Here is a 12345-nt window from a genome sequence, read left to right on the forward strand (position 1 = left end):
GGATGCCGGCCCTCCAGGTTGGTTCCAGGGAAGACGGGCTTTTTGAGCGCCAGCAAGAAAAAACAGCACGCGGTCGACTCCGATACGATCAGCGGAATCCTCAAGCGGGTCATAGCCGAAAACGGCCGTGACCATATTGGCGGCTATGTTTTCGCAATCAGCTGCCTGGCTGTCGTCGCCGCGACGACCGGCTTTACTGCCTCGATCATGGAAACCGTGATCAACGAGGCCTTCGCGAACAAGCGGGCGGACATCGTTCTGCTCGTATGCGGCGCGATCCTTGCCGCCTTCGTGCTGCGCGGCTTTGCCACCTACGGCCAGGCCGTCGCGCTTTCGAAGATCGGCAACAACATCGTCGCGCGCTACCAGCGCCGCCTTTATGCCCATCTGATGGCGCTCAGCGTCGGCTATTTTAACGAGACCCGGTCGGCGCAGCTTGCAGCCCAGATCAGCCAGAATGTCAGCGGCATTCGCGACGTGCTCAATCTGACCGTTACCTCGATCGCGCGCGACCTGCTGACGCTGATCGGTCTGGTCGGCGTCATGTTTGCCAAGGACTGGCTGCTGTCGATCATCGTCTTTGTCGCAGCGCCTCCTTTGCTCCTGGGCCTGCGCTATGTGTCCAAGCGCTTGCGCTCGGCCACGCGCGAGGCGATCGAGGTCAACAGCCGTGTTCTCGGCGCGATGCAGGAGACCATTCAGGGCATCACTATCGTCAAGGCCTTCACCATGGAAGGCGAGCTGCGTGGCAAAGTCGAGACGATCATCGACCGGGCCGAAAACCGCGCCAACCGCATTGCGCGGCTGAGCGAGCGTACCGCGCCGATGACCGAAACCTTCGCGGGTCTGGCGATTTCGGCCGTGCTTGCCTATTCGGCTTTCCGCGCCATCTACGCCGACGTGCCGCCCGGTGCCTTCTTCGCCTTCGTCGTCGCCCTGCTCATGGCCTATGATCCGGCCCGCCGCCTGGCGCGTCTTCAGGTCTCGCTCGAACGCGCCGCCGTGAACGCCCGTATGGTCTACGAGATCCTCGACACCGTGCCGCACCAGCGCGACAAGGCCGATGCCAAGGAATTGGCGTTTACGAATGCCGCTGTCGAACTGCGTGACGTGCGCTTCCGCTATCCCAATGGCGACGAGGTGCTGAAGGGCGTCAGCTTCGTGGCCGAGGGCGGCAAGACGACCGCGCTCGTCGGCCCCTCGGGTGCCGGCAAGTCGACGGTCATCAGCCTCATTCCACGGTTCTACGATCCGGCATCCGGCCAGATCCTTATCGACGGGCAGGACATCGCCGACGTCACCAAGCAGTCGCTGCGCAAGGGCATCGCCTATGTGTCGCAGCAGCCCTATCTCTTCGAAGGCTCGATCCGCGACAACATCCGCTACGGCCGCATCGACGCGACGGATGCCGAGGTGGAGGACGCCGCACGGCTTGCCTACGCCCATGAGTTCATCCTTGCGCAGCCGCAGGGCTACGATACGCCGGTCGGCGAGAACGGCATGACGCTGTCGGGCGGTCAGCGCCAGCGCCTGTCGATCGCACGTGCGCTTGTGCGCAACGCCCCGATCCTTCTGCTCGACGAGGCTACCTCCGCGCTGGATACCGAATCGGAAGCCGCCGTGCAGAAGGCGCTCGACCACGCGATGGATGGCCGCACGGTGATCGTGATCGCGCATCGACTTTCGACCGTCGTCAACGCCGACAAGATCATCGTCATGAAGGATGGCTCCGTCGTCGAAGAAGGCACCCATGTCGATCTTGCACGGCGGCCGGACGGTCTCTACGCTCGCCTCCACAATCTCCAGGGTCAGTCTTCGGAAGAGCAGTCGCCTGAAGGCGAGGCGCCCGAAGCGCCGGCCGACGCCGAAATTCACTAGCGGACAAGAAGGAAATCACCGATGGGCGCAAACGATATGAAGCTCGTGGTGGTGGGTGCGGCCGGCCGTATGGGCCAGACGCTGATCAGGACGGTTCATGCGATGGATGGCGTTCGCCTGCATGCGGCCATCGAGCGCCCGGGTTCCCCCTTCATTGGCCGCGATGCCGGCGAACTGGCTGGCCTCGGCCCGATCGGCGTGCCGGTGACCGACCAGCCGCTCGAAGCCTTCGTCGAAGCAGAAGGCGTCCTTGATTTCACGGCGCCGGCTGGCACCGTCGAGTTTGCCGGGCTCGCCGCCCAGGCCCGCATCGTCCATGTGATCGGCACCACCGGCTGCTCGTCCGACGACGAGGCGAAGATCCGCGCTGCCGCCCGCCACGCCCGTATCGTCAAGTCGGGCAATATGAGCCTCGGCGTCAACCTGCTCGGTGTGTTGACGGAGAAGGCGGCGCGGGCGCTGGGTTCGGCCGACTGGGACATCGAAATCCTCGAAATGCACCACAAGCACAAGGTAGATGCGCCCTCGGGCACGGCCCTGCTTCTCGGCGCTGCGGCGGCGAAGGGGCGCGATATCGCCCTTGCCGACCACTCCGTACGCGTGCGTGACGGTCATACGGGTCCGCGTCCGGCTGGCACGATCGGTTTTGCGACGCTGCGCGGCGGCTCGGTCATCGGCGAACACTCGGTCATTCTTGCCGGCGAAGGCGAGCAGGTGACGCTCTCGCACAGCGCCACGGACCGTTCGATCTTCGCGCGCGGCGCCGTCACCGCTGCACTCTGGGCCCGCGGCCAGAAACCCGGCTTCTATTCGATGCTCGACGTTCTCGGGCTCAACTGACCTTTCCACTCTCAAGTCTCAAGGGGAATTCGACATGAGCGGTACTCTCGTCCTCGTCCGGCATGGCCAGAGCGACTGGAACCTGAAGAACCTGTTCACCGGCTGGCGTGATCCGGACCTGACGGAACTCGGCGTCGAGGAAGCCAAGGCCGGCGGCAAGGCGCTTGCCGACTACGGCATCAAGTTCGACATCGCGTTCACTTCGGACCTCGTTCGCGCCCAGCGCACCTGCCAGTTCGTGCTCGACGCCGTCGGCCAGTCCTCGCTCGAAACGATCCGCGACCAGGCGCTGAACGAACGCGACTACGGCGACCTGTCGGGCCTTAACAAGGATGACGCCCGCGAGAAGTGGGGCGAAGAGCAGGTGCATATCTGGCGCCGCTCCTACGACATTCCGCCTCCGGGCGGCGAGAGCCTGCGCGACACCGGCGCACGCGTCTGGCCCTATTACCTGACCGAGATCCTGCCGCGCGTGCTGTCGGGCCAGAAGGTCCTGGTCGCTGCACACGGCAACTCGCTGCGCTCGCTGGTCATGGTGCTCGATCGCCTGAGCAAGGAACAGATCCTGAAGCTCAACCTCGCGACCGGCGTGCCGATGGTCTACAAGCTCAACGCCAATTCGACCGTCGCTTCCAAGGAAGTGCTCGGCGACATGTCCGGCGCCCACTGAGCGCTGACAGACGGAGAATGAAAAAGGGGCGCTGGGCGCCCCTTTTTGCGTCTGTGATGATGCTGGGAAGCCTGTAATCAGATCGTGCCGTCGGCCGCCTTGCCGGCTTCCCAGCCGAGGATGGCGCGTTTGCGCGTCAGGCCCCAGTGATAGCCGGTGAGATCGCCGCTCTTGCCAAGGGCGCGGTGGCACGGAACCACGAACGAGATCGGGTTGCGCCCGACCGCAGCACCCACGGCGCGCGATGCCGTCGGCTGGCCGATGTTGCCGGCGATGTTCGAATAGGTGGTGGCGCAGCCGAGCGGGATCTTGAGCAGCGCCTGCCAGACCCGGATCTGGAAGTCGGAGCCGATGAGGAAGATGCGCAGCGGCTCGTCCTGCCGCCAGCGCGAAGGATCGAAGATGCGCGCGGCGTATTGGGACGTCGCCGCGCTGTCCTCGATGTAGCGGGCGTTCGGCCAGCGTTGCGCCATGTCCTCGAAGCTTGCCTGCTCGCCGCCGGCATCGTTGAAGGCAAGGCCGGCGAGGCCGCGCTCGGTGATCATCACCAGCGCCGTGCCGAAGGGTGAGGGGTGATAGCCGAAGCGGATTGTCAGCCCTTCGCCGCGCGCCTTCCATTCGCCCGGCGACATCGCCTCGTGGGTGACGAACAGGTCGTGCAGCCGGCTCGGTCCTGACAGGCCCACTTCGATGCTGGTTTCCAGCAGCGGCATGTCTTCCTGGCGCAGCAGGCGCTTGGCGTGGTCGAGCGTGACGGCCTGCAGGAAGGCCTTCGGCGAAAGCCCGGCCCAGCGGGTGAAGACCTTCTGGAGCTGCGTCGGCGACTGCTTCAGGCGCTGTGCCACGGATTCGAGCGACGGCTGGTCGCGATAGTCCTCGGTGAGCATTTCGATCACGCGGCTGACCGTATCATAGTCGGTGCCTTTCGGCGTGATATCGGTGGGTACGGATGTCGCAATGTTCATGGCTCTTCTCCTGTCTTGTCACAGGTAACCATTTGCTGGCCCCGTCAACCACCCGAAACTTGAAAACATGCGATCGGCGGGGTGCCGCCACAAGCGCCAGGCGTCAGCGGCGGCGAACGGTCGCAAGCGCGCCCGAGAGCGCCAGCGCAAAAGTCTCGCGGTCGTCGCGGTTGAGGAACGAGCCGATATCGGTTCGGCGGCCACCGCCGCTGATCGTCATCGAGACGATGCCGATCTCCTGATGCCGGGCGACATTCAAGCGCGCCCAGAACGGATTGAAACGATGTTCGCTGATCTGGCCCGAGGGCGTGAACTTGCGCACCGAAACGTCCGTCCTGCTAACGCGGACCTCTTCGCGGCTGAGCCCCGAGCGATTGTTCAGCCAGAAGGCGCCGAACAGCAGCAGGTAGTCGAGCCCGAAAAAGAACACCACCGGCCAGGCGCCGATGATGAGGAAGACGAGGCCGTGAACGAGGCTCAGGAGCCCGGCGATCAGGAAGAACATTTTGAAGCCGCGGCGCCCGAGCGAGCGATAGGGCGTGAGCTCGGCGGTGAAGACCGGAGCGTCCTCAGATGGGGTGGTGGCGTTGCCATGGATCATGACCTTTGACTATAGATGCATCATGAAAAACGTGAAGCCAAAATTGCCCGTGGGTGTTGCAAAACCGAAGGCGAGCCGCCGCGCCACGCCTCGGGTGAAGAGCCTCTATAGCCAGGACGAGCTCAAGGAGATCTTCCGTCGCTTCTCGATCCAGCGGCCGGAGCCGAAGGGCGAGCTCGAGCACGTCAATCCCTTCACGCTGGTCGTCGCCGTGGCGCTCTCGGCGCAGGCGACCGATGCCGGCGTCAACAAGGCGACGCGTGCGCTCTTTGCCATCGCCGATACGCCGGAAAAGATGCTGGCGCTCGGCGAAGAAAAAGTCCGGGACTACATCAAGACCATCGGCCTCTATCGCAACAAGGCGAAGAACGTCATCGCGCTGAGCGAAAAGCTGATCCGCGACTTCGACGGCGAGGTGCCGCGCACACGCGAAGAGCTGGTGACTCTGCCGGGCGTCGGGCGCAAGACCGCCAATGTCGTGCTCTCCATGGCCTTCGGCCAGTCGACGATCGCCGTCGACACCCACATCCTGCGCATCGCCAACAGGATCTGTCTGGCGCCGGGCAAGACCCCGGACGAGGTGGAAGACAAGCTGATAAAGATCATCCCCGACGAGTATCTTTACCACGCCCATCACTGGCTGATCTTGCACGGGCGCTACTGCTGCAAGGCGCGCAAGCCTGAGTGCGAGCGCTGCGTCATCGCCGATATCTGCAAGTCGCCGGAAAAGACCTGCGACATCCCGGCGTCGCTCGTCGAATTGCCGCCGCAGATGATCTCCGCCGCAAGCTGACGCCTGCCGTAAACGCTGAGCCTTACGTCGACACCATCCGGTCGATCAGCGTGCCGATCGTTTCCACATAGACCTCGCTCGACGCGCCATCGGCAATGTCGAGCGCCGCGCGATCGAAGGCAGCTGAAAGCAGCGAAGCCATGGCCGACAGCCTTTCGGCAGAAACGGTGGCCGGAGCCATTGCCTCGGCAATCCCTTCCTCGAGCGTTCTCTGCGCATTGGCCGCGTCGATCGCCATCATCTCCAGCTTGCCGAGGACGGCAGGCCCATCGAGCAAGAGCAGGCGGATACGCCCCGGCTCGCGCATGGCGTCGAAATAGGCGCGGGCGCCGACCTTCAGTGCCTGGCGGGCCGAAAGGTCGCCTGACGTCGCCTGCTCGATCGACGTCGCCACAGCAATTGCTTCCCGTTCCGCCACCGCGCGAAACAACGCCTTCTTGTCTTCGAAGTGGTGATAGAGCGCGCCGCGGGTCAGGCCGGCGGCCGCGACGATGTCCGGCGTCGACGTGTCGGCGTAGCCCCTGGTGACGAAGAGGCCGCGGGCGGCATCGAGGATCGCGGCGCGCGTCGTGTCGGAGCGCTCGCGATTGGAGCGTCGGGAGATTTCCTGTTGCATACATGCAGCCTGTATGTTAATTGAAGAAACATACAGATTGTATGATATTGCCGGAGCGAGGAAAAGCCATGAAATCGACGAGCTATTACCCGGTCATCATGACGGCCGACGTTGCCGCCACCGCCGCATTCTATGTCGATCACTTCCGTTTCCAGGCGCTCTTCACCAGCGACTGGTATGTGCATCTTCAATCGGTCGAGGACGAGCATGTGACGTTGGCCGTGCTCGATTACCGCCACGAGACGATCCCCGAGGAGGCGCGTGCGCCGACGCGCGGTCTGCTTTTGAACTTCGAGGTCGAGAATCCGGATGCGATCTATGCGCAGGCGCTTGCTGCCGACCTGCCGATCCTCAAAACCTTGCGCGACGAGGATTTCGGCCAGCGCCATTTCATCACTGCCGACCCGAATGGCGTGCTGATCGATATCATCAAGCCCATTCCGCCGAGCGCCGAATTCGCCGCCGCCTATGAGGAAAGCGCGCTTCCTACGGCGTGAAGCCGCCTGCACGCGTCTTTTGTCTTCCAAATGGCCGGAAAACCGGTATTAACGAACACCGGCCATCACGGAGACCGGACGAGGTTCATGACAAAATACGACGTGCTGACGATCGGCAACGCCATCGTTGATATCATCGCGCGCTGCGACGATGCTTTTCTCAATGAAAACGGCATCATAAAGGGCGCCATGAACCTCATCGATGCCGAGCGAGCCGAGTTGCTGTACTCGCGCATGGGCCCGGCGGTCGAAGCCTCCGGCGGCAGCGCCGGCAATACGGCTGCGGGCGTTGCCAGCCTCGGCGGCCGCGCTGCCTATTTCGGCAAGACCGCAAGCGACCAGCTCGGCGAGATCTTCGCCCACGACATCCGTGCCCAGGGCGTCTATTTCCAAACGAAGCCGCTCGAAACCGTGCCGCCGACGGCGCGCTCGATGATCTTCGTCACCGAGGACGGCGAACGGTCGATGAATACCTATCTCGGCGCCTGCGTCGAGCTTGGCCCCGAGGACGTCGAAGCCGACGTCGTCGCTGAGGCCAAGGTCACCTATTTCGAAGGTTATCTCTGGGATCCGCCGCGCGCCAAGGATGCTATCCGCGAAACCGCACGGATCGCCCACGCGAATGGCCGCGAGACCGCGATCACGCTGTCGGACAGCTTCTGCGTTCACCGCTATCGCGACGAGTTCCTGGAACTCATGCGCTCCGGCACGGTCGACATCGTCTTTGCCAACAAGCAGGAGGCGCTGGCGCTCTACGAGACCGAGGATTTCGATCTGGCGCTGGAGAAGCTCTCGAAGGATTGCAAGCTTGCGGCGGTAACGCTCAGCGAAGAGGGTTCGGTTGTCGTGCGCGGCGACGAACGCGTTCGGGTCAGCGCAACGCCGATCGCCCAGGTTGTCGATACGACCGGCGCCGGCGACCTCTATGCCGCCGGCTTCCTTCACGGCTACACGACCGGGCGCTCGCTCGAAGACTGCAGCAAGCTCGGCAATCTCGCGGCCGGCATCGTCATCGGCCAGATCGGGCCGCGGCCGATGGTCTCGCTGGAAACGGCCGCCAAACAGGCTGGTCTCGCCTGATCCGACCGAATTGATTTTTGGTTAAAGACGGGCGCGGCCTTACTTGAAGGCCTCGCCCGGATAGGCGCCCCAGATTTCGCCTTGGGCGATCCAGCCTTCGACGCCTTGCGCTTCGGCATGGCACCAGTCGCCATTGCACTCGCCGACTTTCACGATGACACCGGGCTCCATGCGGGCGACGATCGGGGAATTGCCCTGCGCGTCGCGGCGCATGTTGACGAAGACGCCTTCGCCCTTGCCGCGCATCCAGGGGGCTGCAACGGCTGTGCGGTCGCCGGAAAGCAGCGCCTGGTTCACCCAGCCTTCGGTGCCGTCGGCGTCGCGGATGCGGCGCCAGTTGTCGTATTCCTGAATGATCTCGACCGGCACGCCCGGCTTCATGTAGCGGAAGGCGACCGCGTAATCGACGCTCGGGCCGATCCGCAGATTGACGCTCTTGGACTTCAGGCTGACGAAGCGCGGCAGCGGCAGCCCGCTGGCGCCCTTGGCGGCCTGAGCGTAAGCCGCTGACGTCATGATCGCGGCGCCAAGGCAGGCGGCGATCAACGAGAGCGAGAATCTGGAAATGACGTGACGCATGACGAAGCCCATTTTCCGTGGCACTAGCTTTTGCAGGCGCAGTTCACTTGAGGCCCATGGGTCGGGCGGAAATCGCGGGGACGACGACGCGAGTTTTGTTTGTCTTCCCGGTGGGGTCTGGTAGAAATTGCGGCTACAGGGAGAAAGTATCGCCCAACTTGGTTAAGGACCCGTCAACAAGGCCCGTCGCAGCAATGACAAGCAAGAAGAAGCCCACGGTCTACATCACCCGCAAACTGCCTGACATTGTCGAGACGCGCATGCGCGAGCTCTTCGATGCGGAGCTGAACATCGACGACACGCCGCGCAGCCAGCCGGAACTCGTTGCCGCGGTGAAACGCGCCGACGTGCTGGTGCCGACGGTGACCGATCGCATCGATGCGGCGCTGATCGAGCAGGCCGGCCCGCAGCTGAAGCTGATCGCAAGCTTTTCCAACGGCGTCGACAACATCGATGTCGATGCTGCGGCCCGCAAAGGTATCACCGTGACCAACACGCCGAACGTGTTGACCGAAGACACCGCGGACATGGCGATGGCGCTGATCCTCGCCGTGCCGCGCCGGCTTGCCGAAGGTGCGCAGATCCTGACCGATCGCAAAGGCGAATGGGCTGGCTGGTCGCCGACCTGGATGCTCGGCCGGCGCATTGCCGGCAAGCGCATCGGCATCGTCGGCATGGGCCGGATCGGCACCGCTGTCGCCCGCCGCGCCAAGGCCTTCGGCCTTTCGATCCACTACCACAACCGCCACCGGGTGAAGGCGGAAACCGAAGAGATGCTGGAGGCGACCTATTGGGACAGCCTCGACCAGATGCTTGCCCGCGTCGATATCGTCTCGGTCAACTGCCCGTCGACGCCGGCGACCTACCACCTGCTCTCGGCACGGAGATTGGCGCTGATGCGACCGGACAGCTACATCGTCAACACCGCCCGCGGCGGCATCATCGACGAGACGGCGCTGATCAAGTCGCTGCGCGAAGGCAAGATCGCTGGCGCCGGCCTCGACGTCTTCGAGAACGAACCGGCCGTCAATCCGAAGCTGATCAAGCTTGCCGGTGAGGGCAAGGTCGTGCTTCTGCCGCATATGAGCTCGGCGACGCTTGAGGGCCGCATCGACATGGGCGAGAAGGTGGTGATCAACATCCGCACCTTCTTCGATGGCCACCGACCACCGGACCGCGTGCTTCCGGGCCGCGACTGAACGCGAAAGCGCCGTGCGGCCGTCCATCCGGTTCGCTCAAGCCCGGAAGCTAAAGTGTCTTGCGCATCTCGATCGCCGTCGGCCGGGTAAAACCGGGATGGCACATCGAGTCGCTCTGGACGAAGCCCCAGGCGGCAAAGGCGCGGTGATTGTCGATGAGTTCGATGCGGGTGAGGAGCCTCAGCGCCGGCAGCTTCAGCGCACGCGCCGTCGCCTCCGCTTCGGCGAGCAGCAGCCGACCGATACCCTTTCCTTGCGTCTCAGGCGCGACGGCAAGCTTGCCGATATAGAGGCAATCGTCCTCCGGTTTGCAGAAGATGCAGCCGACGAGCCTTTCGCCGTCGCGGACGCCGAAGGCGATCTCGTCAACGATCTTCTGCCGGAGCAACTCGATGTTCAACGCATGCGCCGACGACGGCGGGTCGATCCGCCCGTCCATGTAGGAGAAGGCGCCAAGGATCAGCGCCAGCAGTTCCTCGTAGCGGTCGAATGCTTCGTCGATGCGAAAGATCTGCACCATGGTCGGCCTATGCTCTGCGGCGATAGCGGATGGTGTTGAACTGTGCCGTCAGCGCGTCATACATCAGCAGCCGTCCGACCAGCGGTTCGCCGAAGCCGGCGATCACCTTGATTGCCTCCATCGCCTGCAAGGTGCCGATGACGCCAGTCAGCGCGCCGACGATGCCGGCCTCCGCGCAGGAGGGCACGACACCGGCCGGCGGCGGCTCGGGAAAGAGATCGCGATAGGAGGGGTTCGGCCGTCCATCGGCGCCGGCGCTGTAGGGCATCAGCACCGTCAGCGATCCGTCGAAGCGGCCGACGGCGCCGGTCACCAGCGGAATGCCGACCGCTGCCGCCGTATCGGCGGCGAGATAGCGCGTATCGAAATTGTCCGAGCCGTCGATCACCAGGTCATATTGCCGGAAAAGCGCCTCGGCATTGTCGGGGTTGAGCCTGAGCCTGTGTTCGTCGACGCCGACATGCGGGTTGAGGGCGGTGATCGCCTCGGCGGCCCGCTCGACCTTGGCGCGGTCGATGTCTTCAGTGCGGTGGATGATCTGCCGCTGCAGGTTGGAAAGCGCGACCGCATCGTCGTCGACGATGCCGATCCGGCCGATGCCGGCGGCGGCAAGATAGACGAGCACTGGAGCGCCGAGCCCGCCGGCCCCGATCACCAGCACACGGGCCGCCTTCAGCCTTTGTTGCCCGGCACCCCCGATCTCCGGCAGCACGATATGGCGGGCGTAGCGGGTGATCTCCGATTGGTCGAGCTTGTCCTCACCGGTCATGGCAAAATCCTCCTCGGTGACCTCTGCTTATCCCGTAACACTGCCGTGCGAAACCGTCAGAAAGCGGCCGCGTTCGCCCAGCGCCTTGAACATCGCTTGGTCCGTCCCGGTCATGAAGGCCTGGCCGCCAAGGCCGTCGACGAGATCGAACAGAGCGGCGCGCCGGTTGACGTCGAGATGGGCGGCGATCTCGTCGAGCAGCAGGATCGGCGCGTGGCCGGTCATGTCGCCGACGAGGCGCGCATGCGCCAGCACCAGGCCGACGAGCAGCGCCTTCTGCTCCCCGGTCGAGCAGCGTGCTGCCTCCATGTCCTTCTCGCGGTGACGCACGAGCAGGTCGCTCCGGTGCGGCCCGTCGAGCGTGCGTCCCGCCGCGGCGTCGCGCGGACGCCCATCACGCAGCATCGTCAGATATTCTTCTTCCAGATCATAGGCCGGACGATGGCCCTCGTCGTCGAGAAAGCCCGACAACGCCAGGCGTGCCGACGGAAAGACGTTTTCGTCGACAGTGCGCTCGACGAGCGCCGTCAACAGACCGAGCATTTCCTGCCGTGCCAGCGCCATCGAGACGCCGAGACCTGCCATTTCGCGCTCGATCGCCGTCAGCCAGGCCGGGTCCGGGCGAAATTCGCCGAGCAGCCGGTTGCGGCTGCGCATCGCCCGGTCGAATTCGCTGGCGCGCCGGCCATGCTCCGGATCGAGCGAAAGCACCAGCCGGTCGAGAAACCGTCTCCGGTCGGCCGAAGGCCCGGTAAAGAGCCCGTCCATCGATGGCGTCAACCAGAGAACGCGCAGGTGATCGGTCAGTTCGTCGACGGTCGCTGCCGGTGTTCCATTCAGCCGCAGCCGCCGGGATTGCCCTTCCGTGACGCCGGCAGTCCCGGTGCCGATCTCGACGGTTCCCTCCATGCCCTCGACTTCCGCAAAGACCGAGAACCCGTCGCCGGCACCGACCCGGGTCACGTCCGCATAGGCTGCGCGCCTGAGGCCGCGGCCGGGCGAAAGGAAAGAGACGGCTTCCATGAGGTTGGTCTTGCCGGCGCCGTTCTCCCCCGTCAGCACCACATGGCGCTGATCGAGCTCAAGCGAGAGGGCCGCATAGTTGCGGAACTCCGTAAGCTTCAGGCGGTTGAGAAAGACCTTGTTTGGCATCGGCAGTCCGGATTCGACGTTGGGCGCAGCTAGGACGAAAGCGCCTGCCAAGGCAAGGCGAAATGGGACGCGTCGCCATATCGTGCAAGATAGGCCGATATCGACAGGGGAAAGGCGACAAACCCCTTTGATTCGGTGCTTTTCATAAAGGACCTAGTGAAATATGACAGCCGCATGACAATCCAC

General features: G+C 64.1%; 14 protein-coding genes. 7 read left to right on the plus strand and 7 right to left on the minus strand.

The features are described from left to right. The first annotated feature begins 42 nt into the window (after positions 1 to 42). From BLU15_RS14695 to BLU15_RS14705, 3 genes are read left to right on the plus strand one after another with little or no spacing between them, the layout of a single operon-like run. Positions 43 to 1878: an ABC transporter ATP-binding protein gene (locus BLU15_RS14695; protein WP_090296128.1), complete on the plus strand. Its 1836-nt coding sequence runs from the start codon at positions 43 to 45 to the stop codon at positions 1876 to 1878. 21 nt (positions 1879 to 1899) lie between these two features. Beyond that, on the plus strand, positions 1900 to 2718 hold the full coding sequence (gene dapB / locus BLU15_RS14700) for a 4-hydroxy-tetrahydrodipicolinate reductase (RefSeq protein WP_090296130.1): 819 nt from the start codon (positions 1900 to 1902) through the stop codon (positions 2716 to 2718). 34 nt (positions 2719 to 2752) lie between these two features. Further along, positions 2753 to 3388, plus strand: a complete 636-nt coding sequence (locus BLU15_RS14705; protein WP_034804979.1) for a 2,3-bisphosphoglycerate-dependent phosphoglycerate mutase — start codon at positions 2753 to 2755, stop codon at positions 3386 to 3388. 77 nt (positions 3389 to 3465) lie between these two features. Here the strand turns inward: BLU15_RS14705 and BLU15_RS14710 are convergent, their stop codons facing one another. Further along, positions 3466 to 4353: a methylated-DNA--[protein]-cysteine S-methyltransferase gene (locus BLU15_RS14710; protein ID WP_034804968.1), complete on the minus strand. Its 888-nt coding sequence runs from the start codon at positions 4351 to 4353 to the stop codon at positions 3466 to 3468. Positions 4354 to 4456: 103 nt separating this feature from the next. Then, complete coding sequence (locus tag BLU15_RS14715; RefSeq protein WP_034804964.1) at positions 4457 to 4954, minus strand: DUF2244 domain-containing protein; 498 nt, start codon at positions 4952 to 4954, stop codon at positions 4457 to 4459. Between the two features lie 22 nt (positions 4955 to 4976). Between BLU15_RS14715 and nth the strand changes: the two genes are divergently transcribed. After that, on the plus strand, positions 4977 to 5747 hold the full coding sequence (nth, locus tag BLU15_RS14720; protein WP_090296396.1) for an endonuclease III: 771 nt from the start codon (positions 4977 to 4979) through the stop codon (positions 5745 to 5747). Between the two features lie 22 nt (positions 5748 to 5769). Here nth and BLU15_RS14725 read toward each other — a convergent pair whose 3' ends face one another. Then, complete coding sequence (locus tag BLU15_RS14725) at positions 5770 to 6363, minus strand: TetR/AcrR family transcriptional regulator (protein WP_090296132.1); 594 nt, start codon at positions 6361 to 6363, stop codon at positions 5770 to 5772. 68 nt (positions 6364 to 6431) lie between these two features. Between BLU15_RS14725 and BLU15_RS14730 the strand changes: the two genes are divergently transcribed. Next, the gene (locus BLU15_RS14730) at positions 6432 to 6860 is read left to right on the plus strand and encodes a VOC family protein (protein ID WP_090296135.1); all 429 of its coding nucleotides are present in this window, start codon (positions 6432 to 6434) and stop codon (positions 6858 to 6860) included. Between the two features lie 87 nt (positions 6861 to 6947). Further along, the gene (locus tag BLU15_RS14735) at positions 6948 to 7940 is read left to right on the plus strand and encodes an adenosine kinase (RefSeq protein WP_060519440.1); all 993 of its coding nucleotides are present in this window, start codon (positions 6948 to 6950) and stop codon (positions 7938 to 7940) included. A 39-nt stretch (positions 7941 to 7979) separates the two neighbouring features. Here BLU15_RS14735 and BLU15_RS14740 read toward each other — a convergent pair whose 3' ends face one another. Further along, positions 7980 to 8531, minus strand: coding sequence for an SH3 domain-containing protein (locus BLU15_RS14740; protein ID WP_034804952.1), 552 nt, complete (start codon positions 8529 to 8531; stop codon positions 7980 to 7982). A gap of 182 nt (positions 8532 to 8713) precedes the next feature. Here BLU15_RS14740 and BLU15_RS14745 point away from each other — a divergent pair, with 182 nt between their 5' ends. Beyond that, the gene (locus BLU15_RS14745; protein ID WP_034804939.1) at positions 8714 to 9718 is read left to right on the plus strand and encodes a 2-hydroxyacid dehydrogenase; all 1005 of its coding nucleotides are present in this window, start codon (positions 8714 to 8716) and stop codon (positions 9716 to 9718) included. Between the two features lie 49 nt (positions 9719 to 9767). Here the strand turns inward: BLU15_RS14745 and BLU15_RS14750 are convergent, their stop codons facing one another. The 3 genes from BLU15_RS14750 to recF are packed head-to-tail and all read right to left on the minus strand — an operon-like array spanning position 9768 to position 12159. Further along, positions 9768 to 10235, minus strand: coding sequence for a GNAT family N-acetyltransferase (locus BLU15_RS14750; RefSeq protein WP_090296399.1), 468 nt, complete (start codon positions 10233 to 10235; stop codon positions 9768 to 9770). Positions 10236 to 10245: 10 nt separating this feature from the next. Then, positions 10246 to 11007, minus strand: coding sequence for a molybdopterin-synthase adenylyltransferase MoeB (locus BLU15_RS14755; protein WP_090296137.1), 762 nt, complete (start codon positions 11005 to 11007; stop codon positions 10246 to 10248). Between the two features lie 27 nt (positions 11008 to 11034). Next, positions 11035 to 12159 (minus strand): DNA replication/repair protein RecF, encoded by a 1125-nt coding sequence (recF, locus tag BLU15_RS14760; RefSeq protein WP_090296401.1) that lies wholly within the window; start codon positions 12157 to 12159, stop codon positions 11035 to 11037. Positions 12160 to 12345 lie beyond the last annotated feature (186 nt).

Source organism: Ensifer sp. YR511, from assembly GCF_900103045.1.
Classification (GTDB): domain Bacteria; phylum Pseudomonadota; class Alphaproteobacteria; order Rhizobiales; family Rhizobiaceae; genus Ensifer; species Ensifer adhaerens.

Bases quoted from the DNA above. Each gene is read 5' to 3' on its own strand.
- recF (WP_090296401.1), bottom strand. From the start codon at position 12,159: ATGCCAAACAAGGTCTTTCTCAACCGCCTGAAGCTTACGGAGTTCCGC.
- BLU15_RS14710 (WP_034804968.1), bottom strand. From the start codon at position 4,353: ATGAACATTGCGACATCCGTACCCACCGATATCACGCCGAAAGGCACC.
- nth (WP_090296396.1), top strand. From the start codon at position 4,977: ATGAAAAACGTGAAGCCAAAATTGCCCGTGGGTGTTGCAAAACCGAAG.
- BLU15_RS14730 (WP_090296135.1), top strand. From the start codon at position 6,432: ATGAAATCGACGAGCTATTACCCGGTCATCATGACGGCCGACGTTGCC.
- BLU15_RS14745 (WP_034804939.1), top strand. From the start codon at position 8,714: ATGACAAGCAAGAAGAAGCCCACGGTCTACATCACCCGCAAACTGCCT.
- BLU15_RS14725 (WP_090296132.1), bottom strand. From the start codon at position 6,363: ATGCAACAGGAAATCTCCCGACGCTCCAATCGCGAGCGCTCCGACACG.
- BLU15_RS14740 (WP_034804952.1), bottom strand. From the start codon at position 8,531: ATGGGCTTCGTCATGCGTCACGTCATTTCCAGATTCTCGCTCTCGTTG.
- BLU15_RS14715 (WP_034804964.1), bottom strand. From the start codon at position 4,954: ATGATCCATGGCAACGCCACCACCCCATCTGAGGACGCTCCGGTCTTC.
- dapB (WP_090296130.1), top strand. From the start codon at position 1,900: ATGGGCGCAAACGATATGAAGCTCGTGGTGGTGGGTGCGGCCGGCCGT.
- BLU15_RS14755 (WP_090296137.1), bottom strand. From the start codon at position 11,007: ATGACCGGTGAGGACAAGCTCGACCAATCGGAGATCACCCGCTACGCC.
- BLU15_RS14735 (WP_060519440.1), top strand. From the start codon at position 6,948: ATGACAAAATACGACGTGCTGACGATCGGCAACGCCATCGTTGATATC.
- BLU15_RS14705 (WP_034804979.1), top strand. From the start codon at position 2,753: ATGAGCGGTACTCTCGTCCTCGTCCGGCATGGCCAGAGCGACTGGAAC.